The sequence below is a fragment of the Streptomyces sp. IBSBF 3136 genome (genome assembly GCF_036815105.1).
Classification (GTDB): domain Bacteria; phylum Actinomycetota; class Actinomycetes; order Streptomycetales; family Streptomycetaceae; genus Streptomyces.
On record NZ_JAJSZC010000010.1, the window covers coordinates 33,589 to 51,180 of the forward strand.

Sequence of the window (17,592 nt, forward strand, 5' to 3'; positions counted from 1 at the left end):
GCGGGCCCTGTGTGGTGCGGGTGCCGTCGGCGTCAGCGGACCGGGGTCCCCTGCGGCTGCGGGGCGATGCCCAGGGCGGTCGTGTACTTGGCGAGGGCGAGCTTGCCGATCGCCGGGTAGGCGCCCAGCGGCTCGGCCATCGCGCAGCCCGCCTCCTCGGCGGCCGCCGCCGGCAGCGCCGGGTCGATCTCCGGGCCGACCAGGTACGGGGCGAGGGCCAGCTGCTGCGAGCCCGAGGCGCGCAGCTGCTCGGCGACCGAGGAGATCGAACCCTCCTGGTCGAGGGCCGCCGCCATCACCGGCACGGCCAGCCGCGCGGCGAGCAGCATGCCCGTGATCCCGGCCGCCTGCACGGCCTCCTCGCCGCCCACGGAGGCCAGGATGATGCCGTCGGCGGCGGTGGCCACCGTGAACAGCCGGGCGCGGTCGGCGCGGGCCAGGCCCGCCTCGGACAGGCGCACGTGCAGCGCCTCGGCGAGCAGCGGGTGCGGGCCGAGGACGTCCGTGAGGTCGGCGGCGACCCTGCTGTCCATCACCGACTGGCGGACCTGGCGCAGCAGCGCGCTGTCCGGGCCGGCCAGCAGCGGGACGACGACCGCGACCGGGCCGTCCGGCTCCTTGACCTCGAGACCGGCGGCGACGGCCCGCTCGAAGCGGGCGGTGCGCTCCTCGGCGGCGCGGGTCAGCACGGCCCGCAGGGTGGGGAACTCGGCGTCGTCCCCGTCGACGAACCCGATCCGGGCATCCAGACCGGGCAGCTCGGAGCGGGCGATGCTCACGACCTCCTCGGCGAGGCTGCGCGTGGCGGCGCTGGGCGCGCCGGGAACCGCGAGGACGAGCGCGGGCGCGCCCTCGGGAGCCACCAGTGGTTCCGGTCGGCGGTGCCGTCCGGGCTGGCGGGGTCGCGGCATTCGTACTGGCAGGCCGGACGCGGGCCCAGTGGGGGAGCTCATGGCGCCGCATGTTACTTGTTTCCTGGGCTCCCCTGTTCGGGGAGGGTGCAGGTGAGCGGTATCCGTCCGGTTTTGTCTGATGAGTTACGCCCGCTTGTCACATGTTCTGGGCATTTGCCGGGCACATGCGCGATGAAGGGGGTCAATCCCCTTTTGCGCGGACCACGTAGAGCAGCGCCGTCTCACCCGGCAGAGCGAGCCGTCCGGCCGCCAGCTCGGTCGCGATCCGGACACATCCGTGCAGCGGATCGCCCTCGGCCGGCACCGCCCGGGCGTGCGGCAGCCGCTCGGCCACCTCCTCGCGCAACGGCACGAGGAGCGCAGCGCCCAGCCGGAGGAGACCGCCGGTGAACGCCACGTCCGGCGCACCGGACGCCGGGCACACCGCCGCCGCGGACTCGGCCATGTTCCGCGCGGCCGCGCGCAGGATCCCGGCCGCGACCGGGTCGTGCGGGGCGCGGTCGGCCACCCGGGGCGCGAAGGAGGCCAGCATCGCGGGGCGGTCGGTACGCGGGTAGAGCAGGCCGGGCAGCTCCCGAACCGGCCCGAACTGCTCCTCGGCGGCCGCCAGCAGGGCCGTCGAGCCGCCGTCGCGGCCGTCGTGGGCGCGCAGCGCCGCCTCGAGACCGGCCCGCCCGATCCAGGCGCCGCCACCGCAGTCGCCCAGCAGATGGCCCCAGCCGTCCGCCCGGCGCCAGCCGGTCAGATCGGTGCCGAGGGCGATGAGTCCGGTGCCCGCGGCGACGACGGCGCCCGGACGCGGCCCCAGGGCGCCCACGTAGGCCGTCACGGCGTCGGCCGCGAGCGCCACCGAACGCGCACCCAGCTCCCGGGCGAGCGCGCCCGGCAGTTCGGCACGCAGGGCGTCGCCCAGGCTGGCGAACCCGGCGGTGCCGACGACGGCCGTGGCCGGCTCGTCCACTCCCGCCCGCTCGGCCAGCGCCCGGGCCAGGGGCAGCAGTTGCGCCATCAGGTGGGCGGGGTCGATGCCCCGGGCGCCGGTACGGACCGGCTCCCGCGTCTCCCCGACGGCCGCCGGCGGCCGGCCGGGAACCCCGACCGCGACCCGCAGGCCGGAGCCGCCGGAGTCCACGGCCAGATAGCCGGGGACGGTCACGGCAGACGCCAGTCCACCGGCTGTCCGCCCTGCTGGATCAGCAGGTCGTTGGCCCGGCTGAACGGCCGCGACCCGAAGAAGCCGCGGTCGGCCGACATCGGCGAGGGATGCGCGGACTCCACGGCGGGCAACCGGCCCAGCAGCGGGCGCAGATTACGGGCGTCGCGGCCCCACAGGATGGACACCAAGGGCTTGCCGCGCCCGGCCAGCGCCCGGATCGCCTGCTCCGTGACCTCCTCCCAGCCCTTGCCGCGGTGGGCGGCGGGACTGCGCGGTGCCGTGGTCAGCGCCCTGTTGAGCAGCAGCACGCCCTGCTCGGTCCACGGGGTGAGGTCGCCGGTGGAAGGCTGGGGCAGCCCCAGGTCGGCGTGCAGTTCCCGGTAGATGTTGATCAGGCTCGGCGGCAGCGGGCGCACCTCGGGCGCCACCGAGAAGGACAGTCCCACCGCGTGCCCCGGGGTCGGATACGGGTCCTGACCGACGATCAGGACCCGCACCTCGTCGAAGGGCTGCTGGAAGGCGCGCAGCACATGCGCTCCGGCGGGCAGGTAGGTGCGTCCCGCGGCGATCTCCGCGCGCAGGAAGTCGCCCATCTCGGCGATCCGCCCGGCGACGGGTTCCAGGGCCTTCGCCCAGCCCGGTTCGACGATCTCATGCAAGGGTCGTGGTGCCACGGGCGTCACCCTACTGCCGTACGGGCAGCGGAGATCAACCGGTGGCCAACGCCGTCAGGTCCCCCCGTCGGGCTCATCCGATCACCGCGGCCCGCACGCACAGCACGTCCGGCAGGTGCGAGGCCAACTGCCGCCAGGTGTCGCCGTCGTCGGCCGACGCGAAGACCTCGCCGTTGCGGTTGCCGAAGTACACGCCCGCCGGGTCGGCGTCGTCGGTGCACAGGGCGTCCCGCAGCACCGTGCCGTAGTGGTCCTCCTCCGGCAGCCCCGCCGCCAGCGGCTCCCAGCTCTTGCCCGCGTCCTGGGTGCGGAAGACCCGGCAGCGGTGGTCGGCGGGCACCCGGTCGGCGTCGGCGTTGATCGGGAAGACGTACGCGGTGTCGCCGCGGTGCGGATGGGCGGCCACCGCGAAGCCGAAGGTCGACGGCAGGCCCGCGCCGATGTCGGTCCACTGCGCGCCCGCGTCGTCGCTGCGGTACACGCCCCAGTGGTTCTGCAGGTACAGCCGGTCCGGGTCGGCCGCGTCCCGGGCGACCTTGTGCACGCACTGACCGAACTCCGGGCTCGGGTCCGGCAGGAACACCGCGGAGACCCCGGAGTTGGAGGGCGACCAGCTCGCGCCGCCGTCCACCGTGCGGAACACCCCGGCGGTGGAGACGGCCACCGTCACCGAGCGGGGGTCGCGCGCGTCGGTGAGCACGGTGTGCAGGCCCTCACCGCCGCCGCCCGGCACCCAGCGGGAGCGGGTCGGGTGCTCCCACAGGGGACGCACCAGCTCGAAGCTCTCCCCGCGGTCCTCCGAGCGGTACAGCGCGGCAGGTTCCGTGCCCGCGTACACCACGTCCGGCTCGGCGGCGGCCGGGTGCAGCTGCCAGACCCGTTCCAGGGAAGCCCCGGTGTCCTTGGGGAACTTGACGGCCGGCCGGGCGGGCTCGGTCCAGGTGCGGCCCAGGTCGTCGGAGTGGAACACCGACGGGCCCCAGTGGGCGCTGTCCCCGCCTGCCAGCAGCCGGGGCGTGCCGCCGCGGGTGTCGACGGCGACCGAGTAGATCGCCTGGGCGTTGAAGCAAGGGCGGTCGTCGAACTCCCAGGCGCCGCCCCGGCGCCGCCCGATGAACAAACCTTTCCGGGTGCCCACGGCGAGCAGGACCTCGGTCATGCCGATCACCTCCGGGACGTCTTCGTCCAGGTAGTCGTCAGATATCGGCCAGTCTGCACCCCGCCACTGACAGTCGGCCCGAGGAAACGCGTCGCCGCAGGTCGGCGCGGTGTGGACGGCCTGTCGTAGAGATCGGCAAGGTCCGTTGCGGCATGTGCCTGCGCGAAAGGGGTGCCACGTGCGACCGTCGGTGGGACGGCTCGTCGTGAGCAACGGGCCGACCCCGCCCGTATGGGAGGTCGGTCCGACCTGTCGGTGCGCTCGTGAGGAGGATGCCTTTGTCGGCGTTCCGTGGTCCCAAGGTGTGGGTGTGGCGCTGGCGGCGCAATCCGCTCAGGCGCCGGGCCGACGTGGTCGAGGCATGGGTGGTGCTCGCTGCCTGGCTGCTGACCGTGGTGGCCGGTGTGCTGGCGGGCCTCGTGGCGGCCCGCTCGGTGGAGCACGGACTGGCCCGCGAGCGCGCCGCCTGGCATCCCACCGCCGCCCGCGTCGTCGCGAAGGCACCCGGCGGGCGCACCGCCGAGGACGCCGGCGCCGAGCGGGTCTGGGCCGAGGTGCGCTGGGCCGGTGCGGACGGCGCCGCCCACTCCGGCCAGGCCCGGGTGGCGCCGGGCAGCAAGGCCGGGACCCCGGTCACCGTCTGGACGGATCAGCGGGGTCACCTGGTCACCCGGCCCACCACCGCCGCCGAGGCCACCCTCCGGGCCACCCTGACGGGCGGCCTGGTCGGGCTGAGCGCCGCCGCCGTGCCGTTCGTCGGCGGGCTCGTCCTGCGCGGCCGCCTGGAGCGTCGCCGCATGGACCGCTGGGACGCCGAGTGGGCCAGGCTCGGGCCGCAGTGGGGCCGGACGGCCGGGTGAGCCGCCCGGCGGACCCGGCGGCCGCTACAGCCCCTCCAGGACCTCCCGGCAGGCTCTGAGCAGCGCCTCGTCCTCGGGGATGTCATGGCCGCCGTACCCGCCCTCGCGTGCCAGGAGGCGCCGGGGGTCTGCGAGTTCCGCGGCCACGAGGTCGCGCAGCGGCGCGGCCGCCGGGCCCATGGCGGCGAGGCACCGGGCGACGGGGACGCGCCCCCGGGGGTGCCGCGACCAGGCGGCCCGGAGCACCGGCAGCACGGGTTTCGGGTCCCGGCCGACGTGCCACAGCGCGCACGCGGCCGAAAGCCGCAGCCCCACCGGTCCCGAACGCGCCGCCCGGCTCAGCTCCGGCAGGGCGGGGCGGGCGGCCGGACCGAGCCTGCCGAGCTGCCGGGCGGCCTGGCCGCGGTTCAGCGGCTCACCCTCCGTCAGCTCCCGTAGCAGGACGGGCAGGACGGCGCCGGCGTCGCCTTCCGCCGACCACAGCGCGCCCGCGGCGGCGGCCGCGTGCCGGGAGCGCAGCAGCGCCCGCAGCACCGGTGCCGCCTGCGCGGTCGCCCCGAGGGCGTCCAGGGTCTCGATGGCCGGTCCGGCGACGGTGCCCCGGGGTCCCTGGCCGGCCGGGGCACCGGACAACAGGCGCAGCACCTCCGGCGCGGCGTCCGGGTCACCGATGGCCCGGAGCGCCGACAGCAGCGGGGCGGCGCGGGTGCCTGCGTCGGGGGAGGCCAGAGGGATGCGGCCGAGCCGGTGGCGCAGCGCGGAGGCGAGCGGTGCCGCGGCGGGCCCCAGGTGCGCGATCTCGTATGCCAGGCCGGCCGGCGGGAGCGGCCCGGCGAGCAGATGGGACAGGATCGGGAGCGCCCGCGGGTCGCCGCTCCTGCAGAGGGCCTTCAGCGGGGTGCCGAGGGTCGGTGAACCGCGTTCCCAGCGGCGGGTCCACAGGTCGGGCCGTGCGGTCACCAGGGCGTGGAGGTCGTCCGCGGCGGGCGCGGCCAGGGCGAACAGCTCCGCCAGGGCCGAGACCGCCACGTCGCGTAATCGGTCCTGGTCGGTGCCCAGTTGGGCGCCGATCAGCGCCACCGACCCGCGGTGGTCGCCCCGCCAGCCGCGGAACAGCCCGGCCGCCATGCACACGGCATTGCTCCGGTCCACCGGGTCCGGGCTGCGCAACTGCCCGTCGAGCAGGGCGGCGCGGTCCCCGGTGCGGTCGCCGAGCGCGGTGTGCAGGGTGCGCAGCAGCCGGGCGCCCTCCTCGTCCGAGGGGCGCAGCCGCCGTATCCGTCCCACCAGGCTGTCGGGGCGGGTCCGGTGCGGGGACCGGTCGCGGCGGCCCGACCTGTCCCGCAGCAGCCGTACGGCCGTCGGCACCAGGTCGGCCGGGAGCCGCTCGGGGGCGACCAGCGCGAGCTGTCCGAGCGCCGCCAGCCGCTGCCCAGGGTCGTGCGGCGGGGCGCTCTGCGCGGTCAGCAGCTCGACCGCGGCCGTGTGCGCCGGGTGCCTGCGGGCGAAGAGGCCGAGTGCCTCGGTGAGCGCGAGCCGGACCCGGTCGTCCCGCTCGACCGGGAGCCGCCGGCGCAGCAGCTCCAGGACCCGGGCCGGGCCGTGGAGGAACCGTACGACCGCGCCGGCCGCCGCCCGGCGCACCCCGGGGTCCGGGTCCGCGAGCAGGGACACGAAGACCTCGGCCTGGGCGCCCACGGCCTCACGCGCGCGTGTGTCGCCGCTCTCCGAGCCGAGTCTGACCAGCAGTTCGACGATGCAGCCGCGGTCCGGCACCGCCTCGCGGACCGCGATCGAGTACAGGAAGGGAACGCAGGCCAGCGTCGAGTCGTACACGTTCCCCTGGTGGTGCACCGCGCCGTACATGCCGTCCAGCGCGCTGTGCCGCTCGGCCGCGTCGCCGGAGGCCAGCTGCCGCAACCACGCGGGCACGTCCTCCGCGCTGCCGTGCGCGTGCCGCAGCGAGGCCCAGTCCACCTCGTCGATCCCCGTGAACACGTTGTCCTCCCCAGACGAGTGCCACCTGATCGCGAGTCTGCACCACGGCACTGACAACGAAACGGAACCGCGCGCTGACTGTGTGCGATCCGTCGGCTGTCACCGGCCACCGGGCGTGGTCCGGCCCGGTGGCCCGGGAGAGGGGTCAGTTCCGGCCGGGGAGGGCCCGCTCCAGGATGGCGTCGAGGTCGGTTCCGGAAGACAGGGTGCCGAACGCGTGCCCCCAGTCGCCCGCGATCCGACTCGCGCAGAAGGCGTCCGCGACCGGGTGCGGGGCGTGCCGGACCAGCAGTGAGGCCTGGAGGGCGAGGGCCATCCGCTCGACGAGCCGCCGGGCGCCGGTCTGGTCGGTTCCGGCCAACTGGTCCTTCAGTCCGGCCACGGCCGTGTCCAGGCGGGCGTCCGCCCCGCGCGCGAGGGCCAGTTCGGCGAAGAGGGCCTCGGCGGTGTCCGGTTCCCGGCTCAGGGCGCGCAGCACGTCCAGGGCGTTGACGTTGCCCGAGCCCTCCCAGATGGAGAGCAGGGGTGCCTCCCGGTAGTGGCGGGGCATGCCCGAGTCCTCCACGTACCCGTTGCCACCCAGGCATTCCAGGGCCTCCGCGGTGAACGCCGGGCCCCGTTTGGTGACCCAGTACTTGCCGACGGCCGTGGCGATCCGCCGGAAGGCCCGCTCACCGGCGTCGCCGCGCACGGCCCGGTCCGCCGCCCCGGCCAGTCGCAGCGTGAGCGTCGTGGCCGCCTCCGACTCCAGCGCCAGGTCGGCCAGTACGTTGCGCATCAGCGGCTGGTCGACCAGCCGCGCGCCGAACGCGCTGCGGTGCCGCGCGTGATGGCCCGCCTCGACGAGCGTCTTGCGCATCAGGGTCGCCGAGGACATCACGCAGTCGAGACGGGTGCAGTTGACCATCTCGATGATGGTCTTCACGCCCCGGCCCTCCCGTCCGACCAGCCAGGCCACCGTCCGGTCGAACTCGGGCTCGGAGGAGGCGTTGGAGCGGTTGCCGAGTTTGTCCTTCAGCCGCTGGACGCGGAAGGTGTTGCGGCTGCCGTCGGGCAGGATCCGGGGCACGAGGAAGCACGAGAGGCCGCCCGGGGCCTGCGCCAGTACCAGGAAGACGTCGCACATCGGCGCCGACGTGAACCACTTGTGCCCGCGCAGCGTGTACACACCGGGCTCGCCGGTGGGCGTCGCCGTGGTGGTGTTCGTCCGGACGTCGGAGCCGCCCTGCTTCTCCGTCATGCCCATGCCGGCGAGGAGGCCCGGCTTCTCGGTGGGCACCCGCAGCCCGGGTTCGTACTCGCGGCTGGTCAGCAGCGGTTCGTAGAGCTTGGCGAGATCCGGCTGGGCGCGCAGCGCGGGGACGGCGGCGTACGTCATGGACGTCGGGCAGCCGTGCCCGGACTCGGTGTGCCCCCAGACGAGCCCGCCCGCCGTGCGTGCCACGTGGGCACCGGTCCTGTCGTCCGCCCACGGGGCGCCGGCCAGGCCCTCGGCGACCGCGGTCCGCATCAGGTGGTGCCAGCTGGGATGGAACTCGACTTCGTCGATCCGGTGCCCGTAGCGGTCGTGGCTGCGCAGCTCCGGCTCGTGCCGGTTGGCCAGCTCGCCCCACTCCTGGGCCTCCTCGCTGCCGGCCCGCAGCCCGAGCCGCCGGATGTCGTCCTCGGCCCATCCGGCACCCTCCCGGCGCAGCCCCTCCAGCAGGGCCCGGTCGTCGGAGGCGTCGTACGGGGCCAGGGGCGGGGCCTGGTTGGTGACGTCGTGGGTGGCGTACTGCGGCTGGGGCGCCGACTGCGCGGGTGTCGAGACCATGCGGCCATGTTGCACTCATTCTGCGGCTGTAGCAATGATGCAACACATGCGGATCATGCGACGCCGAACGGTTCCGGGGCGCACGTAGAGTGGGTGCCCATGCGCATGAACGTGCCGGTGGAGCCGGACCGGACGGCCCTGCGGCCCCTGTCCGCGCGGTCGGTCGTGCTCAGCCTCCTGCTGGGCGTGCACCCGCCCGAGCTGCCGGTGAAGGACCTGGTCCGGCTGGTGGAGCCGTTCGGTGTCGGCGGCTCCACCCTGCGGGCCGCACTGAGCCGGATGACGGCCGCGGGGGACCTGCGCCGTACGGACGCCGTCTATGGGCTCAGCGACCGGCTGCTGGCCCGGCAGCTCCGCCAGGACGAGGGGCTGCGGCCCCGCACGCGCGCGTGGGACGGCGACTGGGACATGGTGGTGATCACGGCGACCGGCCGCGGCCCCGCCGAACGCGCCGAGCTGCGCGCCCGGTTGACCACCCTGCGCCTGGCCGAACTGCGCGAGGGTGTCTGGCTGCGCCCGGCCAACCTGGTCCGGCCGCTGCCGGCCGGCCTCGCGCACGTGGCCCTGTCCTACACCGCCCGGCCCGGCGGCTCCGCGCACGAGCAGGTCGCCCGGCTGTGGCCGCTGGACGCGTGGGCGGCCACCGCCCGGGCCCTGCTGGCCGCGGCGGAGGGCGCGGACCGGCCGGCCGACCGTCTCGCCGCCTTCGCCGCGGTCGTGCGCCACCTGCTCACCGATCCGGTGCTGCCGCCCGGGCTGCGGCCCGCCGACTGGCCCGGGGAGGAGCTGCGCGCGGCGTACGCCGGCTACCAGCGGGAGCTGGCGGCCTCCCTGGAGGCCCGGGGGCGGGAGGCGTGAGCGGCCGCGGACGCCGGTGGGCCGCCGCGGCGGGGGACGGCGGCCCGCCACACCGCCCACTTGTAGGTGATGTCCGAGGACGCGTACCTGCGGAGTGAAAGCGCTTTCTAGTCACTGCTTCGCGCAGTACGGTTTTCGGTCGGTGACAGCAGGGGGGCGGGGGGCCGGGCCGACGCAGGCCGCGGCGGAAGGCGTCGAAGCCTCCCGCCGGCGCTGACGAGTCGCAGTCGGCTAGGCCGTCCGCGCCGCCCCCATCAGGGTGTCCCAGTCGGCCAGTTTGACCACGCCCCGGCCCAGCCGGGCGCCCAGTTCGGCCTCGGCGCGCTCGATCGCCTGCCAGCCCGCCCACGGCACCGGTTCGAGACCCGCCGCCCGCAGCGCGGGGAGCGCGTCCTGCGGCACCTCGGTGCGCGCGAGCGCGGACGCGTCCGCGAGCAGGGAGGTCGCCGTCTCCTTGGCGCACGGCCGGTTGGTGCCGATGACACCCGTGGGGCCGCGCTTGATCCATCCGGCGACGTACTCGCCCGGCGAGGTGACGCCGTCGCGCAGCACCCGGCCCTCCCGGTGCGGCACGGTCCCGTTCCGCGCGTCGAACGGCAGTCCCTCCAGGGGCACTCCGCGATAGCCCACCGAGCGCAGCACCAGCTGCGCCGGCACGTCCTCGTACCGTCCGGTGCCCGTCACTCCGCCGCGCCCGTCCGGTGCCGTCCGCTCGAAGCGCACGCCTCCCACCCGGCCGCCGTCCGCGAGCACTTCCACGGGTCGCAGGAAGAACCGCAGCCGGATCCGGCGCCCCGATCGCCCTGGCTCGGCGGCGGTCCAGCCGCGCATGGCCTCCACGTTGCGGCGCTGCACGGCGGGCAGCGCCGCAACGTCGGCGCAAGCCGGGTCCAGTGCCAACTCGGCAGGATCCACGACGACTTCGGTGTCGGGCAGGCAGCCCAGCTCGCGCAGCTCCTTGGTGGTGAACCGCGCCTGCGAAGGACCGCGCCGGCCGACCATGTGGACCTCGGCGACGCCGCTCGCCGCCAGCGTGTCCAGCGCCGCCTGCGGCATGTCCGTCGGGCGCAGCTCCCCGGCGCCCCGCACCAGCATCCGGGTCACGTCCACGGCCACGTTGCCCACGCCGATCACCACCGCAGATCGGACACCGCGCACGAAGCCGGCGTCGACGGCGTCCGGGTGCGCGCTGTACCAGGACACGAACTCGGTCGCCGACCAGCTGCCCGGCAACTCCTCGCCGGGGATGCCGAGGTGCCGGTCCGCCGCGGCACCGACGCAGTACACCACCGCGTGGTACAGGGTGCGCAGCCGCGCCACGGACAGCCCGCCGGGCACGGCCACCCGGACGCCGCCGAGGAAGCGCACGCGCTCGTGCTCCAGCACCGTCCGCAAGGTCCCCTGGAGGGATTTGATCTTCTCGTGGTCCGGGGCGACGCCGTAGCGCACCAGGCCGTACGGGCACGGCAGCCGGTCCAGCACGTCCACCCGCACCTCGGGGTCCAGCTGGACCAGGGTCTGGGCGATGTAACACCCGCTCGGCCCGGATCCGACGACGGCGACACGCAGCACGGCGGTACTCCTTGCCCGAAGGAGGAGGGTGTGCGGACGCTTCCAGCATGGCACCGCGAAGCCGCCGGCGGCAGGGGCCGGCGGGGTGACGCGGCCGCGCATACGGATGTCGCGGCCGGATTCCTCGCCACCCGGCTCATACAGGTGGGGCCCTCGTGGCTGTCGCAGGGGCCGCCGGGGGAGCCGCTCGGCCACCCGCCGTGGCGACTCGGCTACTCGCCCCGCTCCTCCGTCGCGAAGAACCGGGAGAGGTCGTGCTCGCGGCAGCCCTCGGCGTCCGCGTCGCTGCCCGGCGGCGCGCCCAGCTCCCAGTCGAGCCCGTAGCGCTTGAAGAGTTCGGCGCGCAGCACCGGGACGGGCATCGGCACCCCCGGCACCAGCGCCGAGTACACAGCTCCCATCAGCAGGGCGCGCAGCAGGGGGTAGTCGGCCGTCACGTCCGCTGAGCCGTACCGGGAGACCGTGTCGCTCAGCAGCTCCGAGAGCCGCCGTTGCTCGGGGCACTGCACGAAGCCCTCGGCCTGGAGCAGCCCCGCCATGTGCTGCCGCATGAGCACCGGCCGGTCGCGGGCGAGGCCCAGGATCGCGTCGATGGCCCGGGCCAGCCGCTCCCGGCCGTCCTCGGCGCGCGGCTCCCGCTCCAGCGCCTCCTCCAGCGTGCGGTGCATCAGCCGGTGCACGGCGGACTGGACCAACTGGCGCTTGCCGGGGAAGTAGTACGACACCAGGCCGCGCGCGGAACCCGCCCGGTCGGCGATGTCGGCCAGTGTGGTGGCCTCGAAGCCGTGCTCGTCGACCAGCTCCACCGCGGCCTGCAGCAGCCGCTCCCGGGAACGTCGGCGCAACTCTTCATTGACCGAGGCGCTGCGCGGGGACATCCTGTAACTCCTGCGTTGACTGGCTGCCAGCCAACTATACTCAACGCGGGGGCACCGCCATGTGCGGGGCCCGCTCAGAGCTGCCGTCCGTCTGGGGCGACGCGGGGGATCGTCTCAGACGGGCGGCTTCGGGAGCGGCCGCGCCGCCGCTGTCGCACACCCGTCCCAGCCTCCTTCGAGTGGAGATGATCGAGGACGAGCGCAGGCCTCGTGCGGCGGTCGCCTCGGGGGAGATCGACAGCGACACCGGACAACGGCGGCCCGGGCAGTTGGAACGCGAACTCGACCGGTGCGGGGACCTGTTGCGTCAGCGCCGCGCCAAGGCCGAGTTCGGGAAGAACCCGGACGAGGCGCGGGTGCGGCCGTCCGGCCAGGTCGAGGACCACCGGGGCAGCCGGGGCCAGGCCGAGGACTGCCGGGGCCGAGTCGGAGCCACCGTCGGTCGGCCGGGGACCACCGCGCCGGTCAGGCCACCATGTCCAGCACCGGCAGCAGCGCGTCCGGCCGCTGTGCCACCGGGAGGTGGTCCACGAAGTGCACACGGCAGCCCAGCGCGGCGGCGCCGCCGTCCGCGGGCCTGCTGTCGCCGACCATCACCACGTCCCGCGGATCGGCGCCCAGTTCCGCGCAGGCGGCCGAGAACAGCCGTGGGTCCGGCTTCTGCACGCCGTGTTCGTAGGAGAGCGTGTAGACGTCGACGTAGGCGTCGAGACCGTGCTCGCGGAAGACCGGGCGCAGGTCCCAGCCGATGTTGCTGACCACGCCCACGCCGGTACCGCGCTCGCGCAGCGTGCGCAGCACGTCGGCGGCGTCCGGGTACGGCGCCCAGGCGGCGGGGGTCATGTGGCGCTCGTACAGCGCGTCGTGCAGCGCCGGGTCGGGCAACGCCACGCGCCGCGACAGGGCGGTGTAGGCGGCCCGGTGCAGTGCCGCGCTCCTGTCCCGCACCGCCCACGCCCCGGCGAGGTCCTCCGGCAGCTCGACCGGGTCCGCCCCACCGGCCAGCGCCCCCGCCGCCTCCAACGCCCGCGCTTTCTCGGCCAGTTCATCCTCCGGCAGCGTAAGGCCGGCCGCCTCCAGCACGGCGCGCAGCCAGGATTCGGTGGACTCGACACGAAACAGGGTCCCCGAGAAATCGAAGAGCACGGCAGCCATGCGGGGACTCTACCCGGGGCCCGGGTGTGGGCGCCGCCGACCTGCGGCCCTCCGGCGATCGGCCCGCACCCGGCCGCCGCACGCGAGGGCCGTTTCGGGATCGCCGACAGCCGGAGCCACGGGCAGACCCCGGAAAGCGCTGCGAAACCCTTCATGACAGGTCGGAGAGGCATCCGAGCCGGGCAGCGTGTGCCGGTCCAGGGCGGTGTCTGTGCGGTCAGCCCAGGGCGCGGAGGCCCGGTACGAGAGCCACCAGGACCGGGAGCACCGGCACCAGCGTGGCCATGGCCGTCAGGCGCAGTCGGTGCAGGGCCGGGAGGCGGTGCGGGGGCGTGAGCAACCGGTGCACGCGTCGCGGGACATGCGCCTCGGGGGCGGGACAGGGGCCGAACACGCCCCGGTCCTCATTGAGTTCGACTAGTGCCAGTGCCGTGGTCAGCCGGCCGAAGTGCCGGGACGCCGTGTCGTCGGCGGCCAACTCGACCAGCCGGTGCATCTCGTCGCGGAAGGCGGCGAACACCCGTACCTGCGGGAAGCCGCCGGCCAGCGCGGCCGAGCAGTGCAGCAGCCAGTCGTGGCGTGCCCGGTCGTGCTCCTGCTCGTGGGCGAGCAGCGCGTCCACCTGACGTCCCTTGAGGCGGCGCAGAGCCGCTGTCGTGATGACGAGCCGGGGCGTCGTACCGGGCAGCCACCACGCGTCGGAACGCTCGCCCTCCAGCACCGTCAGCCGCCGTCCGGTCGGCTGCTCGCCCGGCAGCAGCGGGGCGCGGACCAGGAGTTCGGCGCGCCGCACATTCCGTCGTGCCCGGGCTCGTACGACCTCGCGGACCAGCATCGTCAGGCTCCACAGTCCGCCGCAGGCGAGCGCCACCGCGGTCATCGCCGCCCAGGGTCCGGCCGCGCCGAGGGCGTAGGCGTCCACCACCGGGCGCGGAGCGGTGCCGAAAACGTGCCCGCGCACCGCCTGCCAGGCCGCCGCCGCGCTCAGTGCCATCGACAGCGCGCAGCACAGCAGTACGGCCGCCACCACGCACTGCCACACCCACAGGGCGACCACCGGTTCCCGGTCCGGCCAGTCGGCCCGGGCGAGCAGCCGCGGGGCGACGACGGCGGTCAGGGCGCCGAGCAGCAGCAGTGCCACGGGGACCATCATGGTCAGCACCCTATGAGCGACGGACCGCTCACGGGTACGGTCACCCGCTCCGAAGTGACGCAGGCAACGCTGCCGCCGCCTGCTGTCTGCCGCTTTCCCCGGGCGCCTGGTCGGCCGGCCGGGCGGCTCACAGGGCCAGCAGCATGGCCACCATCCCGATCCCCATCGACAGCCGGCACGCCCGCGCCAGTTCCGGTCGGTCGCCCCAGCGCACCGCCGCTGTGCCGCCCGCGGCCGTGCCGCCCGTACCGGTGCCGCCCGCCGCCGTCCCCGTGCCGCCCGCCGCCACCGCGCAGGGCACCAGGCGGGCGCCGGAGAGCAGCACGTAGCCGGTGAAGTAGATCAGGAGCACGCCGGTCACGAGCGGCACTCCCGTGGCCGCGTGCGCGTGGTGGTGAGCGGTGGGGGAGAGCTCCATGGTCAGGGACATGTAGACCATCGCCCCCGTCCCCACCAGGTGGTGCAGATGGTGCGGGCCGGCGCGCGCGGCCCATACGGCGCGCAGCGCCGCAGCGGCGAACACGGCCGCGTACAGGGGCCACGCCCACCCCGGGGGGCTGAACACCGTGGCGGGTACGGCCATCGCGGCCATCCCGAAGCCCATGAGCGCCTCGCCGCCCGCGGCGCTGCGCTGTTCCTCCACCCCGCTGCGCATGCGCAGCAGGCAGTAGGCCCCGGTCGCCGCGCACAGCGCGACCAGCAGCCAGGCCGGCCAGGCCGGACCGTGCACGCGTGCCACCCCCTCCCGACGGACGGTCGAGGATGCGATGCCCAGGGGGAGCGGGGCATACGCGAGCGCAAGGGTGTACACGGGGAGCATTCCAGGGAGCACAGCAGGTGAGCGAGAGGCGGCGAGATCTTTTACGGATAAAACATATGCTAAATTGATGGAATGAGCAGTGCGACCCGTCTCCGACTCCCCCTCGCCGGTGTGCTCCGCCTCGGGCGGCCCTCCGACATCTGGTTCAAGCCCGCCTGCAGCGTGGTGGCCGCGGTCGCTCCGCCCAACCTCGCCCTGCTGGCGCTCGGCCGGCTCGACCTGGCCATGTACACGATGGCGGGCTCGCTGTGCGCGCTCTACGGGCACAACCGGCCCTACGTCGCACGGGCCCGGGCGCTCGCCTGGGTGGTGCTCGGGATGGTCGCCGGTCTCGCCGTCTCCCTCGTCACCGCCTCGCTCACCGGCGCCGCGGTCGTGCTGGTCACCGTCGGCGCCCTGATGGCGGCCGCGCAGAAGGCGGCCTGCGACGCCACCCGCATCGGTCCGCCCGGCAACGTCGTCCTCACCTTCATCAGCTCCGCCGCACTGTTCGCACCGCAGAGCCTCGGCCAGGTCCCCGGCCACGTCGGACTCGCCCTGGCGGCGGGCGTCTGGGCCTGGCTCGTCGGCATGGCACCCGGGCTGCTCCGCCCGCACGGCCCCGAGCGCCGGGCCACCGCGCAGGCCCTGAACACGGCTGCCGCCTACGCCGCCACCCGTGGCACCGCCGACGGCCACGCCCGGGCCCGGGCCGCGAGCGCCGCCGCCGTCCACGCCGCCTGGCAAACCCTGCTGGCCGCCGGCGCCCGCCCCGACGGCACCCGGCGCGCCCTCGAACGACTCCTGGTCCGCGCCGAGGTCGCCCTCGCCGCCCCCGCCGACACCGACCCCGACCGGCTGCGCGCCTGGGCGCGCGACCTGCGCGGCACCGGTCCCGTCCCGAGCGCCGGCTCCGCGCGCGAGTCGGCCGACGAACTGCTCGGCGTGGACACCGAACTGGCCGCCCCGCGCCGCCCGCTCCGGCAGCGGCTCGCCCCGCTCGCGCCCCTCGCCGCGCGCACCGCGCTCGGCTGCGCCCTCGCCGGCTACGCCTCCCTGCTCCTCGGCGTCGGGCGCCCGTACTGGGCCCTGGTCACCGCGGCCTCCCTCTACCAGGCCAACGTCACCCTCACCTGGCGGCGGGGCGTCCAGCGCGTCGTCGGCAACCTGCTCGGCGTCCTGGTCTTCGCCGCGATCGCGCCGCTGACCCACCTCCACCCGGCGGCCCTGGTACTGAGCTGCCTCGCCTTCAACTTCGGCGCCGAGGCGCTGATCGGCCGCAACTACTGGCTCGGCAGCGTGTGCGTGACGCCCATGGCCCTGCTCATCACCGAGTTCGCGCGCACCCAGGACCCCGGGCAGCTGATCACCGAGCGGGTCGCCGACACCCTCGTCGGCGCGCTGGTCGGCTTCGTCGCGGCCGTGGCCGTCACCAACCGGCGGGCCGGCGACCGCATCGAGCACGCGCTCACCACGGTGGAGAGCGCCCGGGAGAGCGCCGCCCGCCTGCTCGCCGAGCCGCACCCGGGGCCCCGGGCCCTCGCGGTATCCCGCCGCGCCCTCGCGGCCGCCCTGGCCGACCTGCGCGCCACGGCCGACGCCGCGTCCGGCGAGTGGTGGCAGCGTGCGCTGCCCGAGGAGCGGGTCGTGCTCGCCGAACAGTCCGGACACCGTACGCTCGCGGCGACGGTACGACGCCAGGGGCTCGCGCCCCGGGACCAGGACGCGGGCAGGACGACGGAGGACGCACGGCCATGACGGCGACGAACGCACGACCGACGGCCACCGACACAGGGACCGGCGGAGCCGCGCGCGACGAGCGGCCCGAGGCCGGGGCCGGGAGCGACGCGGCGCAGCACGACACCGTCGCGTCCGTGGTCCGGCAGTGGCGGGCCGTGCACCCGGAGCTGGACACCGGGCCCATGGAGGTCATCGGCCGGATCAACCGCTGTGCCGCCCTCCTCCAGCAGGCCGAGGACGCCCCGCTGCGCCGGGCCGGGCTCAGCCGCGCGGAGTTCGACCTGCTCGGCGCGCTGCGCCGGACCGGGCACGAGCTGACACCGGGGGAGCTGGCCAGGGAGACGTTCTCCTCCGGCGCCGCCGTCACCAAGCGGATCAAGCAGCTGACCGAACGCGGACTGGTCGAGCGGCGTGGTGACACCCGTGACCGCCGTGTGGCCCACGTCCGCCTCACCGACGCCGGCCGCGACCTCGTCGACGGCATCCTGCCCGAGCAACTCTCCTACGAGACCGCCGTGCTGTCCGTCCTCGCCCCCGAGGGCCAAGGCGAACTGGCCACCCTGCTGGCCGACCTGCTCAGCCGCCTGGAGGGCCGGATGGGCGCCCTGCGCGCCTAAGGGCCCGTCGCGAAAGTGGTCCTCTGCCGTGCGACGCCCGGCACGCGCTCTCGCCGCACCGCCCGAAAGCCCGAGTACGCCCAGTACGAGGACTTCCGGGCGGCACGCCGAGAGCACGCACCGGACGCCGCGCGGCCGCCCTCCGGGCGACGAGGCCACTTTCGCAACAGGCCCTGGGGCCCGGCGCCGAGCCGCACCGACGGGGCAGGACGCCTGCCGCCGCGATCCTCGACTGAACGGTCCACC

General features: G+C 75.4%; 15 protein-coding genes and 1 pseudogene. 5 read left to right on the forward strand and 11 right to left on the reverse strand.

The window, feature by feature from the left end:
* Positions 1 to 32 precede the first annotated feature (32 nt).
* The 4 genes from V7E45_RS03860 to V7E45_RS03875 all read right to left on the reverse strand — a co-directional run bounded on the left by V7E45_RS03860 (position 33) and on the right by V7E45_RS03875 (position 3,903).
* Positions 33 to 953 (reverse strand): sirohydrochlorin chelatase, encoded by a 921-nt coding sequence (locus V7E45_RS03860; protein ID WP_333772625.1) that lies wholly within the window; start codon positions 951 to 953, stop codon positions 33 to 35.
* A gap of 142 nt (positions 954 to 1,095) precedes the next feature.
* Positions 1,096 to 2,070 carry an N-acetylglucosamine kinase gene (locus V7E45_RS03865; RefSeq protein WP_333772626.1) on the reverse strand — a complete coding sequence of 325 codons (975 nt, stop codon included), beginning with the start codon at positions 2,068 to 2,070 and terminating at the stop codon, positions 1,096 to 1,098.
* Entirely contained in the window at positions 2,067 to 2,744 is a 678-nt protein-coding gene (locus V7E45_RS03870; protein WP_333772627.1) for a uracil-DNA glycosylase, read from the reverse strand. The genes V7E45_RS03865 and V7E45_RS03870 overlap by 4 nt, the downstream gene beginning before the upstream one ends.
* A 73-nt stretch (positions 2,745 to 2,817) precedes the next feature.
* Positions 2,818 to 3,903 carry a WD40/YVTN/BNR-like repeat-containing protein gene (locus tag V7E45_RS03875; protein WP_333772629.1) on the reverse strand — a complete coding sequence of 362 codons (1,086 nt, stop codon included), beginning with the start codon at positions 3,901 to 3,903 and terminating at the stop codon, positions 2,818 to 2,820.
* Positions 3,904 to 4,175: 272 nt separating this feature from the next.
* Here V7E45_RS03875 and V7E45_RS03880 point away from each other — a divergent pair, with 272 nt between their 5' ends.
* Positions 4,176 to 4,763, forward strand: a complete 588-nt coding sequence (locus tag V7E45_RS03880; RefSeq protein ID WP_333772630.1) for an Rv1733c family protein — start codon at positions 4,176 to 4,178, stop codon at positions 4,761 to 4,763.
* Between the two features lie 24 nt (positions 4,764 to 4,787).
* On the opposite strand, the gene V7E45_RS03885 is transcribed toward V7E45_RS03880, so the two are convergent.
* Positions 4,788 to 6,761: a HEAT repeat domain-containing protein gene (locus V7E45_RS03885; RefSeq protein WP_333772631.1), complete on the reverse strand. Its 1,974-nt coding sequence runs from the start codon at positions 6,759 to 6,761 to the stop codon at positions 4,788 to 4,790.
* Between the two features lie 145 nt (positions 6,762 to 6,906).
* Entirely contained in the window at positions 6,907 to 8,574 is a 1,668-nt protein-coding gene (locus V7E45_RS03890) for an acyl-CoA dehydrogenase family protein (protein ID WP_333772632.1), read from the reverse strand.
* Between the two features lie 99 nt (positions 8,575 to 8,673).
* On the opposite strand from V7E45_RS03890, the gene V7E45_RS03895 reads away from it, so the two are divergent.
* Positions 8,674 to 9,432, forward strand: coding sequence for a PaaX family transcriptional regulator C-terminal domain-containing protein (locus tag V7E45_RS03895; protein WP_333772633.1), 759 nt, complete (start codon positions 8,674 to 8,676; stop codon positions 9,430 to 9,432).
* A gap of 231 nt (positions 9,433 to 9,663) precedes the next feature.
* Here V7E45_RS03895 and V7E45_RS03900 read toward each other — a convergent pair whose 3' ends face one another.
* Both V7E45_RS03900 and V7E45_RS03905 read right to left on the reverse strand, forming a co-directional pair.
* Positions 9,664 to 11,004 carry an FAD-dependent oxidoreductase gene (locus V7E45_RS03900; RefSeq protein ID WP_333772634.1) on the reverse strand — a complete coding sequence of 447 codons (1,341 nt, stop codon included), beginning with the start codon at positions 11,002 to 11,004 and terminating at the stop codon, positions 9,664 to 9,666.
* A 212-nt stretch (positions 11,005 to 11,216) separates the two neighbouring features.
* Positions 11,217 to 11,882 carry a TetR/AcrR family transcriptional regulator gene (locus tag V7E45_RS03905; RefSeq protein ID WP_333772635.1) on the reverse strand — a complete coding sequence of 222 codons (666 nt, stop codon included), beginning with the start codon at positions 11,880 to 11,882 and terminating at the stop codon, positions 11,217 to 11,219.
* Positions 11,883 to 12,067: 185 nt separating this feature from the next.
* On the opposite strand from V7E45_RS03905, the pseudogene V7E45_RS03910 reads away from it, so the two are divergent.
* Positions 12,068 to 12,259 (forward strand): annotated as a pseudogene (locus V7E45_RS03910) (DUF2630 family protein); the annotation flags it as partial.
* An 88-nt stretch (positions 12,260 to 12,347) separates the two neighbouring features.
* On the opposite strand, the gene V7E45_RS03915 reads toward V7E45_RS03910, so the two are convergent.
* From V7E45_RS03915 to V7E45_RS03925, 3 genes are all read right to left on the reverse strand, one after another.
* Complete coding sequence (locus V7E45_RS03915; RefSeq protein ID WP_333772637.1) at positions 12,348 to 13,037, reverse strand: HAD family hydrolase; 690 nt, start codon at positions 13,035 to 13,037, stop codon at positions 12,348 to 12,350.
* 217 nt (positions 13,038 to 13,254) lie between these two features.
* Positions 13,255 to 14,190, reverse strand: a complete 936-nt coding sequence (locus V7E45_RS03920) for a M56 family metallopeptidase (protein ID WP_333772638.1) — start codon at positions 14,188 to 14,190, stop codon at positions 13,255 to 13,257.
* A 127-nt stretch (positions 14,191 to 14,317) separates the two neighbouring features.
* Positions 14,318 to 14,920: a DUF5134 domain-containing protein gene (locus V7E45_RS03925; RefSeq protein WP_333772639.1), complete on the reverse strand. Its 603-nt coding sequence runs from the start codon at positions 14,918 to 14,920 to the stop codon at positions 14,318 to 14,320.
* A gap of 162 nt (positions 14,921 to 15,082) precedes the next feature.
* On the opposite strand from V7E45_RS03925, the gene V7E45_RS03930 reads away from it, so the two are divergent.
* Both V7E45_RS03930 and V7E45_RS03935 read left to right on the forward strand, forming a co-directional pair.
* Positions 15,083 to 16,747: an FUSC family protein gene (locus V7E45_RS03930; RefSeq protein WP_333772640.1), complete on the forward strand. Its 1,665-nt coding sequence runs from the start codon at positions 15,083 to 15,085 to the stop codon at positions 16,745 to 16,747.
* On the forward strand, positions 16,744 to 17,346 hold the full coding sequence (locus tag V7E45_RS03935; protein ID WP_333772641.1) for a MarR family winged helix-turn-helix transcriptional regulator: 603 nt from the start codon (positions 16,744 to 16,746) through the stop codon (positions 17,344 to 17,346). Before V7E45_RS03930 ends, V7E45_RS03935 begins: the two co-directional genes overlap by 4 nt.
* Positions 17,347 to 17,592 lie beyond the last annotated feature (246 nt).

Coding starts and splice junctions, on each gene's coding strand:
- V7E45_RS03860 (WP_333772625.1), bottom strand. CDS start 953: ATGAGCTCCCCCACTGGGCCCGCGTCCGGCCTGCCAGTACGAATGCCG.
- V7E45_RS03875 (WP_333772629.1), bottom strand. CDS start 3,903: ATGACCGAGGTCCTGCTCGCCGTGGGCACCCGGAAAGGTTTGTTCATC.
- V7E45_RS03880 (WP_333772630.1), top strand. CDS start 4,176: ATGCCTTTGTCGGCGTTCCGTGGTCCCAAGGTGTGGGTGTGGCGCTGG.
- V7E45_RS03890 (WP_333772632.1), bottom strand. CDS start 8,574: ATGGTCTCGACACCCGCGCAGTCGGCGCCCCAGCCGCAGTACGCCACC.
- V7E45_RS03895 (WP_333772633.1), top strand. CDS start 8,674: ATGCGCATGAACGTGCCGGTGGAGCCGGACCGGACGGCCCTGCGGCCC.
- V7E45_RS03905 (WP_333772635.1), bottom strand. CDS start 11,882: ATGTCCCCGCGCAGCGCCTCGGTCAATGAAGAGTTGCGCCGACGTTCC.
- V7E45_RS03915 (WP_333772637.1), bottom strand. CDS start 13,037: ATGGCTGCCGTGCTCTTCGATTTCTCGGGGACCCTGTTTCGTGTCGAG.
- V7E45_RS03920 (WP_333772638.1), bottom strand. CDS start 14,190: ATGATGGTCCCCGTGGCACTGCTGCTGCTCGGCGCCCTGACCGCCGTC.
- V7E45_RS03930 (WP_333772640.1), top strand. CDS start 15,083: ATGAGCAGTGCGACCCGTCTCCGACTCCCCCTCGCCGGTGTGCTCCGC.
- V7E45_RS03935 (WP_333772641.1), top strand. CDS start 16,744: ATGACGGCGACGAACGCACGACCGACGGCCACCGACACAGGGACCGGC.